Raw genomic sequence first — 19636 nt, 5'->3', positions numbered from 1 at the left:
TCAATCCGCTCGACTTGCATGTATTAGGCACGCCGCCAGCGTTCGTCCTGAGCCAGGATCAAACTCTCCGAAAAATTGTTGGCTCAAAGCCACAAAGTTTCAAGCTTGATTAGCTCGATTTTTAAAAAATAGATTAACGTTGACGTTTTGTTTTGTTCAGTTTTCAAAGATCAATTTCGCCTCGTCTCTCAGAAGCGACTTTATTAATTTACCATGCTAGCGAGTTAAAGTCAATAACTTTTTTCGAAAGTTTTTTTCGTTCAACTTGTCTTTGCTTGGCTCGTCTGTTGTGACGATGTTTATAATATTATCACCCTCCCACCTCCTCGTCAATATATTTTTCGACATTATTTATAATAAGTTTAAATTAGTAAAAAACACCCATCCCTTTTCAATAAGGGATGGGTGTTTTGACACACAGATTATTTAATATCAATGATGTCTTTTTGTTTTAAGTCTACGTTTCCTTCTTTATTGATGACAACCTGTTCGCCTTCTTTTAGATTCGTAAAGACGATAGGAGTAATAATGGAAGGAGCGTTCGATTTGATGAAGTCCAGATCTACTTTAAGAAGAGGCTGCCCTGCTTCTACAATATCCCCTTCTGAAACTAATGTTTCAAAACCTTCACCTTGAAGTTTCACTGTATCGATTCCGACATGGATCAAGATTTCACGGCCTGCTTCGGATTCGATTCCGATCGCATGCTTCGTCGGGAATAGGTTTACGATCTTACCATTGACCGGAGATACAATGGTACCTTCGGATGGAACGATCGCAAAACCGTCGCCCATCATTTTGCCTGAGAATACTTGGTCAGGAACTTCTGTGATCGGCTTCAATTCACCTTTAATAGGAGAAATGATTTTTTCGCTTGAAGGATCTACTTCTGATTGCAATGCTGCTGGATTTACTTCTTCAATTTGCTGCTGTACTTCTTCTTCCGGGTTTGTTTTAACCGGTCTTGGACGTTTTCCATCAATAATATCCTTCATTTGGGATTTGATTGTATCGGATTTTGGTCCAAAGATTGCCTGTACGTTGTTTCCTACTTCCAGTACACCCGCAGCGCCCAATTTCTTCAGGCGGTTTTTATCTACATTTTTAATATCGTTTACAGAAATGCGCAGACGTGTGATACACGCATCCAAATGGCTGATGTTTTCTTTTCCGCCGAATGCTTCAAGGATTTCATATGGAAGGTCGCTGGTTGGACCTGCAGTACCTTCATCTTCGTCCACTTCATCTTCACGTCCTGGTGTTTTCAAGTTGAATTTGCGGATCGCAAAACGGAATCCGAAATAGTAGATGACAGAGAATACTAAACCTACTGGGATTACCAACCACCAATGTGTCTGTGGATTAAGTACTCCAAATAGAATGAAGTCGATCAGACCGCCTGAGAAAGTCATCCCGATCTTAACATCCAATAGATGCATGACCATGAATGATAAACCTGCAAAGATTGTATGGATACCAAACAATACTGGTGCTACGAATAAGAATGAGAATTCAATTGGTTCAGTGATACCTGTTAGGAATGCAGTCAATGCTGCAGATCCCATGATACCTGCTACGAACTTTTTGCGTTCTGGACGTGCTTCGTGATAGATAGCAAGTGCTGCAGCTGGAAGACCGAACATCATGAACGGGAATTTACCTGTCATGAATGTACCTGCAGTCAAGTTTTTCACGCCGTCTTTAACCTGCGCCATGAAGATCGCCTGGTCACCGTGTACGATGTTTCCTGCAGCTGTTTTGTAAGAACCAAACTCAAACCAGAATGGTGCATAGAAGATATGATGAAGACCGAACGGAATCAAGGCACGTTCTACCACACCAAAGATAAATGCAGCCAGTGTCAAGTTGGAATTCAGCATGTTTTCAGAGAAGTTATTCAAGCCTGTTTGGATTGGAGGCCAGATAACGATCATGATCAATCCGAGGATAACCGCACTTGCTGCAGTTGCAATCGGAACGAAGCGCTTTCCTGCAAAGAATCCTAAATAAGACGGAAGTTCAATTTCAAAGAATTTGTTGTACATATACGCCGCGATAATCCCCAGGATAATCCCGCCGAATACTCCTGTTTGAAGGGTAGGAATCCCTAAAACGCTTGCATATTCCGGATGGCCTTTAAGGTCAGTAGCATCGATCCCCAATGCTGTGCCCATCGTCACGTTCATGATTAAGAATCCAACGATGGCCGCTAAACCAGCAACCCCTTCTCCGCCAGCCAGCCCAATGGCTACCCCTACAGCGAATAGAAGTGCTAAGTTTCCAAATATGATACCGCCGGCATCTTCCATAACTGATGCAATCATGACAACTACATGATTGTTAAGGAAAGGCGCCATTTCAGTCAATGTCGGGTTTTGCAGTGCATTACCAAGTGCAAGCAGGATACCTGCTGCAGGCAAGATTGCTACCGGGAGCATCAATCCTTTACCGACTTTTTGCAGAACGCCAAAAGCTTTTTTAAACATGTGGTTTACCTCCTGAAATTTTTATATTGCTTCATCAAAATAGAGCTGCAAACGCAAAAAAGGCATGAGGAAAGAAGATACTAAAATGCTTATAGGGATAGAGTACCCCTATTTCAACATTTCATTTATCTTCCTCACTCATGCCTGATCGTATCAGTAACACGTAAGAAAAATAGCTATTTGATTTTGTCCTGTATCCTCTGAAGATGCATGGTCAGATATACCGCCTCAGCATCATATACAGGTTTTTTTAACGTTTGCTGCATCATTTTGACCAGCTTCCATGAGAGATTGTAGCACAAAGGGTACTCTTCTTTCAATAAGGAAGCTATTTTTTTTGGTTCTTCCACTATTTCCCCGGTCAATACGCGCTCGATTGTATAGCGAAGATGTCGGACAAGCCTCATGTAGTCGACGCTTTCCTTATTCAATTCGATCTTGAATTGTTCTTCGATAGTTTGAATCAAGCTTCCGATCAGCTGTGAGTGCTGATTGATCTCGGATAAATCTTTGTTGACCATGGCACTGTGGATATGAAGGGCGATGAAACCGATCTCCCCTTCCGGAAGATTCACATTGGCTGTTTCATTGATCAGCTCAACCACTTCCCGCGCCACCTCATATTCAAATGGATATAAGGCCCTTGTTTCGATAAGGAATGGATTTCTGATGGACATCCCTCTCATAAGCCTGGTAATGGCAAACATGATATGGTCCGTCAAAGCCACGTGGATATGTTCATTGAGGAAAGTGTTTGTTCTTTCCCTGATCAATTCAATAGAGGAAATGATGATGCCAAGCATGTCTTCGTCAATGAATGGGAGTAGCTTTTTATATTGTTCTTTTTCTTTTTCACCCTTCAGGACAAAGGTTTTTTCGACCGAAGATTCATCAATGGAATCTCCTTTTTTTCGATTGAACCCAATCCCTTTGCCGATTAGGACAACCTCATCCTTTTCCTCGGCAAACTGTGCTATGAGCACATTATTATTCAATACTCTTGCGACAATATATTCAGCCATAGTTGTTCTCCCTATTTCGACATGATTCGACTTTTCCCTCTTTCCTCCTATTTTAGCGGACCTTTGACTTATTATCAATTGAAATCGCTCTCAGTATGAGCAGCAATGTTTTAATAAAAAGAAAAACCCCGGGAAATTCCCGAGGCTAAACGGTTTTCATTAAGGTGCAAGGAAAATGAAGTAAAGAACAAAGATAACAAACAAGAAATACATGATTGGGTTAATTTCTTTCGCTCTTCCTTTTACGATCATTGTGATTGGATAGAAAATGAATCCACAGGCAATCCCTGTTGCGATTGAGTAAGTCAATGGCATTGCAATGATGGTCAAGAATGCCGGAACAGCAACTTCAAATCGTTTCCAGTCTATTTCAGAAAGACTAGAAACCATGAGCACCCCTACAATAATTAAAGCCGGGGCAGTAACTGATGCTGTGATGACAGACAACAGCGGGAAGAAGAATAAAGATAAAATGAACAATGCTGCAGTTACCAGTGAAGCAAATCCTGTTCTTGCTCCGGCTGCTACACCTGCTGATGATTCGATGTAAGCAGTAGTCGTAGATGTACCCAGGATGGCACCTACTACAGTGGCAGTGGAATCTGCCAATAACCCGCGGCCAGCACGTGGAAGGACGTTATCCTTCATTAACCCTGCTTGGTTGGATACTGCAACAAGTGTACCTGCTGTATCGAAGAAATCGACGAATAAGAAAGTCAAGATGACGACAATCATCTGGATGTTGAACACTTTATCCGGATGATGGATGAAGTTGTCGATTGCAACACCGAATGTCGGCTTGATGCTTGGAACCGATGAAACCACTTGATGCGGTACTTCAATCAAACCTGCGAACATTCCAACGATGGCTGTGATGACCATCCCGAAGAATACTCCGCCTTTGACGCCTCTTGTCATAAGGATGACCGTGATGATCAATCCAAAGATGGCAAGCAGCGTATGTCCTGCAGTTAAATCCCCGATTCCTACAAGAACTGCGTCATTATTGACGATGATTCCTGCATTTTGGAAACCGATGAATGTAATGAATAATCCGATCCCTGCTCCAACAGCAAATTTCAATTCTGCCGGAATGGCATTGATAATTTTTTCACGTACCCCTGATAAGGTTAAAAGAATGAATATAATACCTGAACATAAAACACCTGATAAAGCAGTTTGCCAAGGGATGTGATAAGTCAGCATAACGGTATAAGCAAAAAAAGCATTCAATCCCATACCCGGCGCAAGGGCTATCGGGTACCTCGCAAGCAGCCCCATGATAATCGACCCGATTGCTGCTGCAAGTGCTGTCGCAACGAATACCGCACCGTAGTCCATACGCATTGCATCCGGCAGATCTTTAACCGAAGACAAGGAAAGTGTCAGCGGGTTGACGGCCAAAATATAAGCCATGGATAAAAAGGTAGTCAATCCACCAAGGATTTCACGGCGGTAATTCGTACCCAGTTCTTCAAACTGAAAATACTTTTTCATTATTTCTTCTCCCTTCGTTTTATTACGTCTGTATTTCTTGCATGCCTGTTTCTTTTATCGTTGGCTTAAGTCCTGTGTTTTATTACTTCCGACAAAAGGAAAAGCCCCAAACGAGACGTCGCTTGGAGCTTTCTGACTGAAAGGTTAGGGAGAAGAAATTGTAAGCTTTAATAAAGCGACAATCTTCTATATCCGCATTACCTCGTAGTCAAGCCATTTACGGTAGCTTGGTAGAAACTTTTGGGCCATATCCCCAACATTATACGACGTAAACATATTTAATTATTGCGTTCTGTTGCTATTTTATCAGCCAAATGTACTGTTCGTCAATATTAAACACGAACATTTTTTGATAATTTTAAACGAATGTTCGTTTATCAATTATTCCCATTCGATTGTTGCAGGCGGCTTGCTCGTTACATCGTAGACGACACGGTTGATATGATCGACCTCGTTGACAATGCGTGTAGAGATTTTCTCCAGCACATCCCAAGGGATCCTTGCCCAGTCGGAAGTCATTCCATCAATGGATGTAACGGCACGGATGCCGATTGTGTAGTCATATGTTCTAGCATCCCCCATGACACCGACGCTTCGGATATCAGGAAGGACAGTGAAATACTGCCAGATGTCGCGGTCAAGTCCCGCTTTTTTGATTTCTTCGCGGAGAATCGCATCGGATTCGCGGACGATTTCCAGTTTTTCTTCAGAAATTGCCCCCAATACACGGATGCCAAGTCCAGGACCTGGGAAAGGCTGTCTCCAAACGATTTCATCCGGAATGCCCAATTCGGATCCAAGAGCGCGCACTTCATCTTTGAAAAGAGTATTCAACGGTTCAATCAACGTGAATTGCATATCTTCCGGCAGACCGCCTACGTTATGGTGGGACTTGATTGTCTGTGCAGTAGCCGTACCGCTCTCGATGATATCTGTGTAAAGAGTCCCTTGAGCAAGGAAGTCGATTCCTTGGAGTTTATGTGCTTCATCATCAAATACATATATGAATTCGTTTCCGATGATTTTTCGCTTCTGCTCCGGATCGGATACGCCTTCTAATTTAGATAAGAAGCGGTCCCTTGCATCCACTTTGATGACGTTCATATTGAAGCCGTCAGCGAAAGTTTTCATGACGCTGTCCGCTTCCCCTTTGCGAAGCAAACCGTGGTCGACAAAGATACATGTCAATTGGTCGCCGATTGCCTTATGGATCAGCACTGCGACAACAGAGGAATCTACCCCGCCGCTCAATGCACAAAGAACTTTTTTATCTCCGACCGTTTGGCGGATTTTTTCCATTTCGATCTCGATGAAGTTTTCCATTGACCACTCATCATTGCATCCACATGCGCCGAAGACGAAATTCTTCAGAATATCGTTCCCATATTGGGAATGGCGAACTTCCGGATGGAATTGAACGGCATAAAGCTTTCTTGCTTCATCGCTCATGGAAGCAATCGGACAGGATGGGTTGGTTGCATCCACTGTGAAGCCTTCTGGTGCTTCCACAACAAGGTCGCCATGGCTCATCCACACAACCTGCTCCTGCGGAAGGTCGCTGAAAAGAGCTGATTGGTTATGAATGTTCATCGTAGCTTTCCCGTATTCACGGTGTTTCGCTCTTTCTACTTTTCCACCGAAATGCTTCGTCATCAGCTGCATTCCGTAGCAGATGCCAAGGACTGGCACGCCAAGATCAAAAATCCGTTCGTCGCAAGAAAATGCGTTGTCGCCGTAGACGCTGTTTGGCCCGCCGGAGAAAATGATTCCCTTTGGATTCATTTCTTTGATTTCTTCCACTGTAATGGTATGTGGATGAAGTTCGCTGTAAACGCCAAATTCACGAATGCGTCTTGTAATCAATTGGTTATACTGGCTTCCAAAATCCAGGACTACGATGATTTCCTGGTTATGTAGTTCTGCTTTACCTGTCATGATTAGTCACCCCAAGTTTTATTTGAATTATGATGGAAGTAAGAAACGGCCTACAGCCTTCGCATTCCTTTAGTTTATCCTTTTTAAAAAAATAAAAACTAGAATTCCCGCCTCTACAATAAATAAGAAGACAGAATTCTAGTTTTTGGTATGAGAAAAAAATCAGAATTTCTGCCTTCATAGTCAAATCATTTACGGTGATTTGGTAGAAACTTTCGAACCATATTATCGAGGATATACGAAGGACTGTATGAGAGGGCTTCTTAAATGCCCTCACCGCACAATATATTATTTTTTCTCATTTTATACTTGATTAATATAAGGGTCAACCCGTTGTCTTTTTAATTAAATTTTCCCACAATTTCCGCGTTTCATCCCAATTCGCCGCATCCTTCTCTCTTCGATAGAGAACACGTTCATAGATGGCAGTCAATCGGCTCATTTCCCTTGTGGAGAAAAAGGAATCGATATATTTGGCATAGCCTCTCAGCGTCTGGCCGTCATCCATCTTCAGACCGGACCGATCAAGCTGCTTCAACAAGGAAAGATAGGCTTTTTCAAATGTATCATCCCCATGCTTCCTCTTATATTTGATTAAAAGGAAATAAGGAATCCATCTTCCCCTTGCTTTGTAGAAGATCCAGCTGATGATGCCAAGCATGACTGCCCCAAGCAGGATCCAGCCCCAGGAGTTCTTCCAGAAAGAAACAATATCATTCCACATATCAATGAAAGAAAAGCGATCTGTGTTTTTGACGGTCGTTTCTTTCCCTAGATCTTTTGCAGGCTTCTTCTCCGGAGTTTCCGGCTTTTTGACTGGTGGAGGCGTGGTGCTTTTATCCACATTCAAATCATACTTGTAGTTGATGTTTCCGTCGAAGCCTTTCGTCGGTTCGAACGGAACCCAGCCGACGTTTGGAAAATAAACTTCGACCCAGGAATGAGCATCATTATTGGTTACTTCATACACCTTGAAATTTCCCGTTTTTGAAAACTTGAATTGCCCGTCGCTGTATCCTTTTACCCAGCGGGAAGGAATGCCAACGGATCTCAGGAGCACGATCATCGAGGTAGAAAAGTTATCACAGTACCCTTTTTGTGTATCAAATAAAAATTGATCCACATAATCCTGGTTCTTGCCTGGGACTGCCACATCTGATTGATCATAGATAAAGCCAGGATTTTTAAAATAGCCTTCAATGGCTTTCGCTTGATCGAACCAGTTATCCTTTCCTTCTATGATGCTTTTCGCCAATTCTTTTACCCTGAGCGGAACTGTATCCGGCAGCTGCGTATATCTTTTGAGGATGTCCGCTTCCACATGTTCACCGGTCGTCCCTCTCATCGCCTTCATACTGTAAGAAGGCTCTTTGTAATCAAGCGTATACTTTTCAATTTCATATGGCTTTCCTTTTCGATACGGCACCCACTTTTCCGAAGCCGTATTCAAATGATATTCATCGTTCTGCTGCCCATTGATTTGAAGAAGGCCAGCAGGCTGGACAATGAATTCATACGGAAGATTAAAGGAGAGCTTTGCCGTTTCATCAGGACTGTCAGCTGAAACTGATGGATTGACATCCGGAACCTGCTCGCCGGGTCCAATCACTTTCTCTTCATTTGGTGCATCCGACAGCACCCAGCCCTTTCCAGTGTACTGATCCTTTGTTTCGATCTTCCAATAATGCTTCGTCGTATCTTCAGCGGTAAATACGATTGTATTATCGCCATTGAACGGTCCGCCAAGCTGCGTATCATCCGTACCGTAGCCGATTTTGGCCACTCCACCAGGACCAGTGCCAGCCCCTTCGGCATAGGATTTCAAATAAGGAACAGGATCCGGCCAGATCGGATCGGCCTTCGGAGCAGCATAGGCAGCCACAGCGCTTCCACCGACCATGATCGCAAGCGGCAATATCCATTTTCTCATCTGAAGACCCTGCTCTTCGATCCCTTCCCTTTCCGTCAAGCGGTTAAAGAATAAGATCCCCAGCAAAATGAAGCCCACGACAATGATCCTGATAATTGCATGATCCGCTTTATATGGAGAAAACGTATCTAATATAGTGATATAAATAATCGTCAAAAAATAGAAAATGAAGATCTTTTTCCTGACCATCAGCCAATAGTGCATCAAGTATGCCATCAGCCATAGCAATACAAAAAACAGAAGGCTTCTGAACAAATCCGAGAGACCATACCAATCCTGGTGAACAATCAAGCTCAGATTATGCGATAGATCTCCAAAGAAATACTTAAGCCATTGCAGTTCCATTAAAGGCCCTTCAAAGAAGATGAGATGAAGCGTAAATAAAAGGTAGACCACTTTAATAATGGAAGAAATGGCCCAATGAACAGAGAAAAACGATAGGACGAGACATAAAATGATAAAAACAAGAAACCGCTGAATTTCACCCGTCATCGTCAATTGCTCTAGCGGACGGATCCACTCCCAGAGTAAAAGAAAGCCGAGAAAATATAATACAGCCCCATAAACGCCTTTTACATTCAGACCTTGGCTCATGCCCGCTTCACCTCCGTAAAAGCATAGGTAAATTCAGGTTCATGAAGCACTTTGACATGGACTCCCCTTGCAGCAGCCATTTCGCGGAAAGCCGCTTCTTCTTTTCCTAACGGCTCTTTTTCAGGCTTGATGACAAAAAGGACCACGACGCCCCTCCGCTTTGCATGATAGCCAGCTGTTTGGACAAGCTCCTGAGTCAACTCTGACGAAATAATCAACATCGTAACACTCTGTTGAAAATAATTGACTTCCTCCTTAAGGATTTTACCGATCGGAATGCCGCTGTCAGGCTTTACCTTGGCAAGGTGGTAGAAAAGCTGCTGCTGCTGGAAATCCCCTCCTCTGATTGGGAATGAAGCCGGGGTTTCCCCGATGGAGATCATCCCCATCTGTGCGCCTCTTTTCAAAATGGCCTTCACAATAGATGCCGTGAATTTGACCATCAGCTCAAAGCTTCTAGAAGGCGTACGGTCCAGGACAACGAGTACATCATGGGATTCCTTTTCTTCGAATTCCTTCGTCATGATCGTATTGGTCTTTGCCGTTGCTTTCCAATGCACCCACGACACACGGTCCCCAGGGAGATATTCTCTGACGCCCGAGACCATCGTCGTATCCTTTTGGATTTTCACTTTCGACGAAGTCGTCCCTTGATCATATCGGCTCTCAAGCGTGCGATACGTCAAATCTGTATAAGACGGGTAGACAAGCAGATCCGATTGCTTAGAGACGAGCCTCTCTTTTTCAATCAGTCCGATCGCATCCCCGGTTTTGAGTTTGAATTCAGAAAAAATGTGCTCACCACGCGGAAGACGCTTTATCGCATACTCATACTTCATCTTCCGTTTAAAGCCCGGGAAGAGAACTCTTTTCCCCCTGGCAGCAGGCAGAATCCCAGCCAGCGTCTCAGGGACTACATCCTCGACAATGAGGAAAAACAGAGGGATGGAGATGCTGCGTTCTATGGTCACAGTGACTGCAAGAGAGTCGCCGTCTTTTAAATCCCCAGACCGGTTAAATGTTCGCTGAACAGTAAAATCCCCAAGCGGATAAAATGCCAGAAGCACAGAATACAGACCAAAAGGCATGAAGCTGTAAAAAAGGAACCAGCTGACAAATCCGCCCTGAAACATGGAATAAGAAAAAGCCAGTGCGATAAATAAGAATAAGAGGACAATCTTGGTGATTGATTTAATCCATAATATATTCTTCTTCATTATTATCTAGCTGCCTTTTGCACCGGAATCGGAATCCTCGTCATCACCATTTTGACCACTTCCTCTGTAGTGGTGCCTTCATACTTCGCTTCTGCTTTCAGGATGATGCGGTGGGAGAAGACAAATGGGGCGAGATATTGAACATCGTCCGGAATCACGAAGTCGCGGTCATGGATGTAGGCATAAGCCTGAGCTGCCTTCATCAGTGCAATGGATCCACGAGGGCTGGCACCGAGGTATACATCTGAATGGGTACGCGTCCTTCTGGCGATTTCAACGATGTATCGTTTAAGCGTTTCATCTACGAAAACGTTCTTCACTTCCTGTTGAAGGTCACGCAGTTCATTAATGGAAATGACAGGCTCAAGATCTTCGATTGGCGGAACCTTTTGCGCACGGCTCAACACTTCCATTTCTTCATCCAATTCGGGATAGCCCATTTCTAATTTTAATAGGAAACGGTCAAGCTGTGCTTCCGGAAGCGGATAAGTGCCCTCGTACTCAATCGGGTTCTGTGTTGCCATGACAAAGAACGGCCTATCTAATTTATGTGTGACGCCGTCCATCGTGATGCTCTTTTCTTCCATCCCTTCAAGCAGGGCCGACTGGGTTTTAGGTGAAGTACGATTGATTTCATCTGCTAAAATAATATTGCCCATGATGGGACCTGGACGGAATTGAAATTCCATTTCTTTTGGATTATAAATGGAGACGCCGATGACATCTGAAGGAAGCAGATCTGGGGTGAATTGGATTCGTTTGAACTGTGCATTGATCGATTTGGCAAGGGCGCGGACCATCATGGTCTTCCCTACCCCCGGCACATCTTCGAGTAGGACATGCCCTTCTGCAAGAATGGCAACAAGGCTCAACTCGGCCACTTTTGTTTTTCCGATCATGACTCTTTCAATATTATCTATTACTTTCTTTAATGTTGGATGGTAGCTTTCTATCATCTTTTTATTCCCCCTTTGGATTACCGACAAAAAAAGTGTAACCATTTTACTATTCTCTGAATAATGCCATTTTTCCTCTAAAATAATGAAATTCGAACCATTTCCAATTATTTTCAACACGAAAAGCGGAAGCGCCTGTTCAGAGGCGCCGAGGTTGGACTGAAGCACCACGAGATAAAGGAATCACGATGAGCTTTAGCGAATCGATGATGACTTATCGTAAGTGTGCTGAAGGAAACCTCCCAGCCTCTAGGCGCTGGAGCTGGACAAGTGAAAAGCCGAAAGCTCACACTCAGCTTTCGGCTTTATTTTATCAAATGAACCTTATTTCATTTCCAAAAATCATCATAGATCGTAATCGGCAAATGACGTTTATGGGCGGATTTGAGGTAGTGGGATTCAATGGTTTTTCGCGCCTCTTCCCCTACATCCTTCCCTTCAAGGAAATCATCGATTTGATCATATGTGACGCCAAGCGCCGTTTCATCCGGCAGCTGAGGACGATCTTCTTCAAGGTCGGCCGTCGGCTTTTTCATATAAAGATGCTCAGGACATCCAAGTTCCTTCAGGAGCATTTTCCCTTGCCTCTTATTGAGACGGAAAATCGGCACTAAGTCAGCGCCGCCATCGCCATATTTCGTATAGAACCCAGTGACGGCTTCTGCAGAATGGTCTGTTCCAAGAACGACACAATTATTCATGGCCGCTACACTGTAGTGAACCTTCATGCGCTCTCTTGCTTTCTCATTCCCTTTAACAAAGTCGGAAAGCTCGATGCCTGCTTCTTTCAAAGAAGAAACACTCGCATCGACTGCAGGTTTAATATTGACTGTCATCACTTTCGTCGGTTCAATAAAACGGATGGCATCCTGGCAGTCGTCTTCATCTTTCTGAACCCCGTAAGGAAGGCGGATAGCAATGAATTGATAGTCTTGCGTGCCGCTTTCGTCATTCATTTCATTGATGGCCATTTGAGCTAATTTACCCGTTAATGTTGAATCCTGTCCTCCTGAAATCCCCAGGACAAAACCTTTCAAAAAGCTGTGCTTCTTCAAGTACGCTTTCAGGAAATCCACACTCTTGCGAACTTCTTCCTTCGGATCGATCGTTGGCTGAACCTTCAATTCCTCAATGATTTCTCTCTGCAAAGCATCCATTTCAACACCACTCCTTATATATGAATCTGATTCACACAATACATATTTAATACCACTAGAATACCACCAAAAACCACCCATTACTATTATGGCAGATCAAGCACCAAAAAAACCGGAGCGACACCAAAGTGACAGGCACGCCCCGGTTTTTGTCGGAATATGTTTTTTGGTGCCGCTACTGCCCCAATTGAAAAATCAATTCCCGCTATTCTGCTTATACTTATCTTCAATCTGCTTTTTCATTTCTTCATAAGTGAGGTCGTTGATGTTATGAAGATCTTTTGCAAATTGGTCCTTCAGCTGGATGATCATTCGTCTCCGCTCGTGTTCTTTATTCGAAATGTACCTATAATTTTTACCCGTCAATACTTCTTTTTCATCCCTCAAATAAAGCAGGGTATCCATTATGTTCGTATCCTCATCAAAGCTTTTTTGCGACCAATCATTATCCAGCGCTATTATGTCATAACCACGAAAGAGAGCGGTACCAATGGCGTCAGAATTAGATTTAATCTTCCATGTATCCCACTTCTCAGCGATTTCCTTCGCATTGTTGAATTCATTCTGCAGCTCTGATTGGTCAGTTACATTGGCATAAAGCCCATCCGCAGCTTCTGCGACTTCTTGAAGCTGTTTTTGTCCCGCCGCATCCACATCAAAGCCGATCACATTGACAATCGGAGACACATTGGATTCTTTTAATTCTTTTGCGGCTGCGACAGGGTCTCCATCACATGTTTCTATCCCGTCGCTTACGAGATAAACGATATTGGTATTGTTTTCTTCCGGATACGCAGATAAATCCTCTTTCGCTTTCTGAAGGGAAGCAGCCACCGGAGTCCACCCTTTCGGTTCGAACTTGTTCAAGGAATCCTTCAGTTTGCCCTCTTCGTAGGGAGCAAACGAATACATAAGCTCATTGCTGCTGCAGGACATTTGTTTATCGCTGTCAGAACCGCTTCCCTTAAATCCGTAAACCCGGAGTGCCACATTAGCGCTTTTTGGAAGGGACGCCGCAAATTCGGTAATGGCTTCCTTCGCGAGTTCCATCCTCGATTTCCCACCCATTTTTTCCGCCATACTTCCACTTGAATCCAGAATAATTTCCACGTTCAAATGGTCTTTGAATTGATAGCGTGGATCTTTGATTTCAGGGTCTCCGAATGATTTGACCTTCATTTCTTCGAATAGATATGCTGGATCCTTATAATCCTTGGAGAATAAAGAAACCAATGTCCGCCAGTAGGCATCCAGCACCTCTTGATCTGCATCCTCTTTTAATTTTGGAAGCTTATCAAGCCTTGCAGTAATCTCTTCTTTATTTTCTTTGAAATTCTTATTGGCGAATGGACCAGCAGGATAGCTGGAAATTTCTTTAACCGTTTGAGGCAGTTCCGGCGCTTTTTTCAATTCGGCATATTCATCCTTAGCCGCCTCTTTTCCGTTGGTATCTTCTACTTGTTTTTCTGCAGCAGGCTGATCCTTTTTCTCAGAGGATGCCTTCTCATTATTTTGGCAAGCGGTTAATAGTATAAGGAGCAAAATAACCGCTGAATATAGGAGCTTTTTCAAATGATCTTCCTCCCTCAAATATCTTGTTGTCTTAAATATGTAACAAGAGAACCCGACACCAAAGTGACAGGCACCCCCCGGATTTTGTCGGAAAATGTTTATTACGCGGTGACGGTGACAGTTTATGATTTAATTTCGAATGTTCGGAACGGAGTTTTTCTGTAATATCATTTCTGTTTCTTTATCTTTCATTTGCTTAAACATCTCTGCCCCTTCTTCATTTATTGGAAGGGTCCTCGGATCGCCTATAGAAGGTTCTACCATATTCTTAATAGAATCTTTAAGAATTCTTTTTCTCTCTATTCCAATCAAAAGCTTTAAATTTTTGATGGCCCATCTTTTTTCCCTAAAGGTCTGTCCTTTCAAAAAATCGATCAGAACGGGAATCGTTGAGAGATTCTTGTCCTGGAGCATACCATCCAAGAACAGTCTTCGGTGCGTTTCGTTATAGGCTTCAAGGATTCTCTCATAAAACTCATTGGATAATAGACTCTTCTGCAGAACTTCATCATACGCAAGCTTAATAGTTTGGTGAATCTCAATTAATCTTTCTTTATTGTCATTTAGATACACACTCATATGCTCAAAGTTCTTGAAAGCTTCCTGCACTTTCGGATCGCTGCTTCTCTCCACCACCGGTTTGATTGCATCTGAAGTTTTGATCAAAAAACCAGGGGAGCGCTGTATGTTTTCCGTTAACCCCGTCCTTGCAAATCTAATGATAGAGTTGATTATTTCTGGTCGGAATGCAACCGCAATCGCTGTCTGCCGATCCGGCATTTCGCCGTTTTCTTCTATAACAAATGCTCCTGTTCCCTTTCGTGTAATAATATTTTTATAGAGGAAATAAAAGTAGACTTTATGATTAAATTCTACTGAATAGGTGTATTTTTCTTTTATCTCAAGCATCCCTTTTGGGGCAGTGGCTGCTTTTTCTATTACTCCTGTACTCAATTGCAATTCCACCTTTCTTTGTGTGGATGACTCATTTCTATTAATCGAGACTATCCTGCTTAGCTCGCCCATTTTTGTTTATTCGTTATGAACTAAATAAAAAACCTGCACTTTCCAATTCGAAAGGCAGGCATTGTATCTTAAGCTCCAGGGTTTTCTTTTGCCTGAATTTGCTGAAGGTGATTTTTTCTGATGGCAGGCAATGCTCCCCCGACAACGACTGCCGTTATAGGAAGACTCCCGTCGCCGCCAAGCCATTCTAAAATGGAAACAGGTACGAAGATTGCATAGATGAATATCATCATAATCAGATAGAATCGTCTCCAACGCTTTTCTTTTTTAGACATTCCTTCATCTCCCAGCTAATAGTCTAGTGATCGAACAATTTCATGTGGAAAATAATCGAGCTCTTCCATAAAGTCCACTTTTGGACCTCCTGAGGTTTGAAAGAGGTCTCCTGTTAAATTGTGAAAAAATCCTTTGATGGAAGTCCCACTCACTTTATTCGAAGCCCGGACATATACTTGACCATTTTCAATGACAAGCTGCGCACCAGTCAGTTTTCCGTGGTTATCCAGGATTGTTTGGCGAGCTTGTTTCATCATTTCCGGCAGAATCTCATTTCTTATGTGCTGTTCCAATACTTCGTCCAGCTTTTTATTACCGATTCCATGCCTCAATTCATCTGTCAGTACAATATCCATCGCTTCCAGGGATATTTCATTGTTTGAGTAATCACTGTAGCTGGAATCTGACTGCAGCTCGACCTTTTTCTTATCGATTTTCATTTCGATCGATTCTGGAAGAGAATCAACAGTTCCAATCAACGTTGTCTCGTAATCTTTAATCGCTTCATCCAGGCCACCGTACAGCACTGCAGTTGCTGCCAAACTTGCTTGCTGGGTCGTAGTCTGGGCTTCTTCCTTTACAGCGAACACTTTCGTCAGATTGAATACAAAGACGAATAGCACCATCATGATACCCAGCATCCCAATCATGAATAATGCTGCATTTCCCCGTTCTTCCTTGAGGCAGGCACTGATTCTAGCTTTCATTCTTAATCACCTTGCCGCTTGCCTTAGAAGAGTAGGAAATCGATGGTGCCTGATGATTTGAAAAGATGCTTTTCGGAATAAAAACCAAATCGATGTTTACGTTGACCGTAGTGGTGAAATCTTTATCGAACAATCCGGTTGCACTCTCAAACTTCAAATAAGATCCCCCGGTATTGACAATCTTCCGGGCTGCCTGCTCAGCCTCCACCGGATTGTCCGTTATAGAGTAGACCTTTGCCGCTTCATTCGCAGCAGACTGCGTGACGACGATTGCCTGGACCGTTACAATCAGCTGCCAGGCGATCATGATGACAATCAAAATAAAAGGAAGAATCCCGAGGAACTCTATCGTGGACGAACCTTCTTCATTTTTCAGTTTCATATTTATCAAGTTCCACACATTTTTTCACCATCCTGACTAGGCCAGCTGATATTTCTCTTTCCACTCCATATAAAAATACGTCACCCAGATTGCCAAAAAAGGAAAAACCAATAAATTCAACAGCATTTGAAACAATACTTGAGCTAACAGTGATGGAGTAATGGAATAAATCAGGTACATGCTGATCCAGCCGATTATCAATTCCACCAAGCTGACAAAGAATATCAGAAATAATAGCGGAAAGAATTTCTTTTTCGCAAAGATAATTGATGTTTTAGTAGATTTCCATACAGAGCGATTCTCCAATATGGCTTCATAGGGGGATGCAAACAAAAAGAGAAGAACGACCAATCCAGGGATGATAAAGAGCATAACCCCTATGGATGTTAATAAAGATAGGCAAATACCATAAACAAACAAAGAAAAAGCGTTTGTTATGAACACATAAAATATATTTTTGTATCTGATTTCCCCTTCCTGTTCATACAATTTTACAAATTGGATAAACGGAATCTGTGAGACGACAAAGAAAATGAACGTCAAGAACACATAGTAAAAATCAGCTAATGCGGATGTAAAAGCATTAAATACAAATGCATATACAATATTCAGCAAGTACCAATCTATTAATAGCAGAGGAAGGAGGATAGTGAGGGAGAGCAGTGCCACTCCCTCAAACTTTCCAGTATAGATCCTCCAGCTATTCCTAAATGAGTTGATCATCCTCTTGCCTCCTGAACCGAAGGATTACGGACTCTTCTTTTGATGAAGTCTTCATTTAAAGGTTTAACAATACCTTTTTCATAACGTTCGATTTGATTCTTTATAAGTTCATCATGTGATTTCTCTTTTAGTTCATCTATTTTTCCAAACTGATGTAATGAACCATCAACTTTTCTAAATGAATCTTCGTCAACCATTAGTTTGGTTTTTTTATAGATTGATTTTAGTTCTCCCTTTAGATTGTAGCTACCCATGAATTGATAGAGAACTCTAGTCTGTTCCAAGAGTCTTTTTTGCACCAAGAATTCCTCAAATTGAATAGCTAAACATTCACCAAAGATATGCCTTAGTTGATTTAATTGTAAGTCCGTAAAATATCCCTTGCTTTCTATCATTTTAAGTATCCCTGTATATTCCTTATAAAGCTCCCTTATTTTCCCCAGCGCATCTTCCACATAATTTATAGAATCAACTATAGAATTTACTTCGTTCGAAATTTGACTGAATTCTGGATTATTTACTATTAGTCTTTTAATATCATTTCTGTAGCCAAAATAGCCTGAGGAATAATCTCTAGATGCATATTCATTAGCTTTAGAAATTTTATTTTTCATGTATTCCTCAAGTAAAATAATGCTATAAAACACATCTTTAGCTTCCTCAAAGGAAAGATCATATGGGGTCATGAGGAAGTTCCAATAAAGCTTCGAAGTTAGCTTATAGAAATGGGCCATTTGATACACTTTGTTGTTTTTATGATACTCATATGGATAAACGGATATTTGTTCCATGAATTTCTTATGCTTTTCCGCTAACTGATGTATTGATTCATTAGTCATATACTATTACCTCCACTTATGAGAACCAGCCTTTTACCGTGGACCAGGTTTTTTTTGCTTTGTTTGCAACAGATTTCCCAAATTTCTTAGCACTCTTTATCGGGTGTTTCACAGTATTGACAATGGTACCCCAATGTTTGACTGCTGCACCTCCAAGCCACGCTGCAGCCCCTAATCCCAATAAAGCTCCACCTACAACTTGGCCACCAGGAAAAGCGGCAACTCCTGTGCCTACATTCATTAAAAAGCTGCCCGCATTTTGGGCAATGTCTGCCCCTGCTTTTACTTTATTATCCGCAGAAGAAAAAGCAGCTATGCTTTTACCTGTATCCCATGCAGAAAATCCTGCCCCGACGGCCGCTCCAACCACGTTCAATTTTCCAAGAGGAGCCATCGCTTTGAATGAACTTACTGAATTTTTACCAAATTGCAGGCCGGATGATACAACCTCGGAAAACTTTGCACTTCTTACTACATTAAGCATTTCTTGTGGGTTAGAAATAAAACCTGATATACCAGTTTTTGCGTAATTAGAAACCATCTGAATATTAGAAATGTTACTTTTGAAATCTTTAAAATTCTTCCCAACATCCAGCCCATCCCCAGCTGCTTCGAGCCAGTCTGTATCTTTTCCACTGAATTTAAAGGAATTCTGTAAAAGATTTGCATAGAATGCTTTTGATTTTATGTTCCATGTACCCAAATCGCTTAATTTTATACCTTCTTGTGCAATTAACTGGATAGTACTCATCCCTACATCATTGACACCAAATTTAAACCAATCATAGGAAGAGTATATCGGATCGTCTTTTGTAGGGATAGGTGGAGCAGGCTTTATCTGTGTTTCATTACCAGTGGTTCCATTTCCCTGAAAAGGAGTTCCGTTCGTCCCATTCCCTTGGAAGGGAAGCCCGTTTGTTCCATTTCCAGTAAAAGGAGAGCCTGTCGTACCATTTCCTTGAAACCCATTAGGGTTCCATCCATTTTTTACCCAAGGATCATAGGACCATCCGTTTCCATTCCAGGATTGACCATTCGTTCCTTGTCCATCTGTTCCGTTTCCTTTTGTCCCGTTGCCTTCCCAATCATTTCCTTCCCACGTATTGCCGTTCCATGAATTCCCTTCCCATGAATTACCGTCCCAAGGGCTGCCGCTCCAGCTATTGCCCGACCAAGGAGTTCCGTTCCATGGATGAACACTCGCGTAAATCGGCAAAGAAAATGATTGGAAAAGAACGATGAGTAGAGCCAGGATAACAAAAACCCTTTTTATCAGCCGTTCAGTCATCGTTCCATTCCCTTTCTATTCATAAGGTT

16 protein-coding genes, 1 rRNA gene and 2 riboswitches are annotated in these 19636 nt (G+C 42.4%); all 17 genes read right to left on the bottom strand.

What is annotated here, in order from left to right; genetic code table 11:
• A 16S ribosomal RNA gene (locus DFR59_RS18265) occupies window positions 1-74 on the bottom strand; the annotation flags it as partial.
• A gap of 348 nt (window positions 75-422) precedes the next feature.
• Window positions 423-2486 (bottom strand): glucose-specific PTS transporter subunit IIBC, encoded by a 2064-nt coding sequence (gene ptsG / locus DFR59_RS18260; RefSeq protein WP_114747106.1) that lies wholly within the window; start codon window positions 2484-2486, stop codon window positions 423-425.
• A gap of 176 nt (window positions 2487-2662) precedes the next feature.
• Window positions 2663-3508, bottom strand: coding sequence for a glucose PTS transporter transcription antiterminator GlcT (gene glcT, locus DFR59_RS18255; protein WP_114747105.1), 846 nt, complete (start codon window positions 3506-3508; stop codon window positions 2663-2665).
• Window positions 3509-3667: 159 nt separating this feature from the next.
• Window positions 3668-5005 carry an NCS2 family permease gene (locus DFR59_RS18250; protein ID WP_114747104.1) on the bottom strand — a complete coding sequence of 446 codons (1338 nt, stop codon included), beginning with the start codon at window positions 5003-5005 and terminating at the stop codon, window positions 3668-3670.
• A gap of 185 nt (window positions 5006-5190) precedes the next feature.
• Window positions 5191-5292: riboswitch (purine riboswitch) on the bottom strand.
• A 94-nt stretch (window positions 5293-5386) separates the two neighbouring features.
• On the bottom strand, window positions 5387-6940 hold the full coding sequence (gene guaA, locus DFR59_RS18245; RefSeq protein ID WP_114747103.1) for a glutamine-hydrolyzing GMP synthase: 1554 nt from the start codon (window positions 6938-6940) through the stop codon (window positions 5387-5389).
• A 160-nt stretch (window positions 6941-7100) separates the two neighbouring features.
• Window positions 7101-7202, bottom strand: a riboswitch (purine riboswitch).
• A 63-nt stretch (window positions 7203-7265) separates the two neighbouring features.
• Complete coding sequence (locus DFR59_RS18240; protein WP_114747102.1) at window positions 7266-9464, bottom strand: DUF4129 domain-containing transglutaminase family protein; 2199 nt, start codon at window positions 9462-9464, stop codon at window positions 7266-7268.
• Complete coding sequence (locus DFR59_RS18235) at window positions 9461-10681, bottom strand: DUF58 domain-containing protein (RefSeq protein ID WP_114747101.1); 1221 nt, start codon at window positions 10679-10681, stop codon at window positions 9461-9463. The genes DFR59_RS18240 and DFR59_RS18235 overlap by 4 nt, the downstream gene beginning before the upstream one ends.
• A gap of 2 nt (window positions 10682-10683) precedes the next feature.
• The gene (locus DFR59_RS18230; RefSeq protein ID WP_114747100.1) at window positions 10684-11637 is read right to left on the bottom strand and encodes an AAA family ATPase; all 954 of its coding nucleotides are present in this window, start codon (window positions 11635-11637) and stop codon (window positions 10684-10686) included.
• A 329-nt stretch (window positions 11638-11966) separates the two neighbouring features.
• The gene (nadE, locus tag DFR59_RS18225; protein WP_114747099.1) at window positions 11967-12794 is read right to left on the bottom strand and encodes an ammonia-dependent NAD(+) synthetase; all 828 of its coding nucleotides are present in this window, start codon (window positions 12792-12794) and stop codon (window positions 11967-11969) included.
• Between the two features lie 195 nt (window positions 12795-12989).
• Entirely contained in the window at window positions 12990-14366 is a 1377-nt protein-coding gene (locus DFR59_RS18220; protein ID WP_114747098.1) for a vWA domain-containing protein, read from the bottom strand.
• Window positions 14367-14495: 129 nt separating this feature from the next.
• Window positions 14496-15320 carry a hypothetical protein gene (locus DFR59_RS18215; protein ID WP_114747097.1) on the bottom strand — a complete coding sequence of 275 codons (825 nt, stop codon included), beginning with the start codon at window positions 15318-15320 and terminating at the stop codon, window positions 14496-14498.
• Window positions 15321-15460: 140 nt separating this feature from the next.
• A complete protein-coding gene (locus DFR59_RS18210; RefSeq protein WP_114747096.1) occupies window positions 15461-15667 on the bottom strand; it encodes a hypothetical protein in 207 nt (68 codons plus the stop codon).
• A 15-nt stretch (window positions 15668-15682) separates the two neighbouring features.
• Window positions 15683-16375 (bottom strand): Tad domain-containing protein, encoded by a 693-nt coding sequence (locus tag DFR59_RS18205; protein WP_114747095.1) that lies wholly within the window; start codon window positions 16373-16375, stop codon window positions 15683-15685.
• Window positions 16365-16775, bottom strand: coding sequence for a TadE family protein (locus DFR59_RS18200; protein WP_245948530.1), 411 nt, complete (start codon window positions 16773-16775; stop codon window positions 16365-16367). The genes DFR59_RS18205 and DFR59_RS18200 overlap by 11 nt, the downstream gene beginning before the upstream one ends.
• A gap of 18 nt (window positions 16776-16793) precedes the next feature.
• Window positions 16794-17480 carry a hypothetical protein gene (locus DFR59_RS18195; protein WP_114747094.1) on the bottom strand — a complete coding sequence of 229 codons (687 nt, stop codon included), beginning with the start codon at window positions 17478-17480 and terminating at the stop codon, window positions 16794-16796.
• Window positions 17477-18319, bottom strand: a complete 843-nt coding sequence (locus DFR59_RS18190; protein ID WP_114747093.1) for a hypothetical protein — start codon at window positions 18317-18319, stop codon at window positions 17477-17479. The genes DFR59_RS18195 and DFR59_RS18190 overlap by 4 nt, the downstream gene beginning before the upstream one ends.
• Before the next feature lie 16 nt (window positions 18320-18335).
• On the bottom strand, window positions 18336-19607 hold the full coding sequence (locus DFR59_RS18185) for a hypothetical protein (protein WP_114747092.1): 1272 nt from the start codon (window positions 19605-19607) through the stop codon (window positions 18336-18338).
• Between the last annotated feature and the right edge of the window lie 29 nt (window positions 19608-19636).

Origin of the sequence: Falsibacillus pallidus, assembly GCF_003350505.1 — a bacterium.
Lineage (GTDB): Bacteria > Bacillota > Bacilli > Bacillales > DSM-25281 > Falsibacillus > Falsibacillus pallidus.
Note: the sequence above shows the minus strand (reverse complement) of the source record. Positions and strands in the feature narration are given on the sequence as shown.

Bases quoted from the DNA above. Each gene is read 5' to 3' on its own strand.
- ptsG (WP_114747106.1), bottom strand. From the start codon at position 2,486: ATGTTTAAAAAAGCTTTTGGCGTTCTGCAAAAAGTCGGTAAAGGATTG.
- glcT (WP_114747105.1), bottom strand. From the start codon at position 3,508: ATGGCTGAATATATTGTCGCAAGAGTATTGAATAATAATGTGCTCATA.
- DFR59_RS18250 (WP_114747104.1), bottom strand. From the start codon at position 5,005: ATGAAAAAGTATTTTCAGTTTGAAGAACTGGGTACGAATTACCGCCGT.
- guaA (WP_114747103.1), bottom strand. From the start codon at position 6,940: ATGACAGGTAAAGCAGAACTACATAACCAGGAAATCATCGTAGTCCTG.
- DFR59_RS18240 (WP_114747102.1), bottom strand. From the start codon at position 9,464: ATGAGCCAAGGTCTGAATGTAAAAGGCGTTTATGGGGCTGTATTATAT.
- DFR59_RS18235 (WP_114747101.1), bottom strand. From the start codon at position 10,681: ATGAAGAAGAATATATTATGGATTAAATCAATCACCAAGATTGTCCTC.
- DFR59_RS18230 (WP_114747100.1), bottom strand. From the start codon at position 11,637: ATGATAGAAAGCTACCATCCAACATTAAAGAAAGTAATAGATAATATT.
- nadE (WP_114747099.1), bottom strand. From the start codon at position 12,794: ATGGATGCTTTGCAGAGAGAAATCATTGAGGAATTGAAGGTTCAGCCA.
- DFR59_RS18210 (WP_114747096.1), bottom strand. From the start codon at position 15,667: ATGTCTAAAAAAGAAAAGCGTTGGAGACGATTCTATCTGATTATGATG.
- DFR59_RS18205 (WP_114747095.1), bottom strand. From the start codon at position 16,375: ATGAAAGCTAGAATCAGTGCCTGCCTCAAGGAAGAACGGGGAAATGCA.
- DFR59_RS18195 (WP_114747094.1), bottom strand. From the start codon at position 17,480: ATGATCAACTCATTTAGGAATAGCTGGAGGATCTATACTGGAAAGTTT.
- DFR59_RS18190 (WP_114747093.1), bottom strand. From the start codon at position 18,319: ATGACTAATGAATCAATACATCAGTTAGCGGAAAAGCATAAGAAATTC.
- DFR59_RS18185 (WP_114747092.1), bottom strand. From the start codon at position 19,607: ATGACTGAACGGCTGATAAAAAGGGTTTTTGTTATCCTGGCTCTACTC.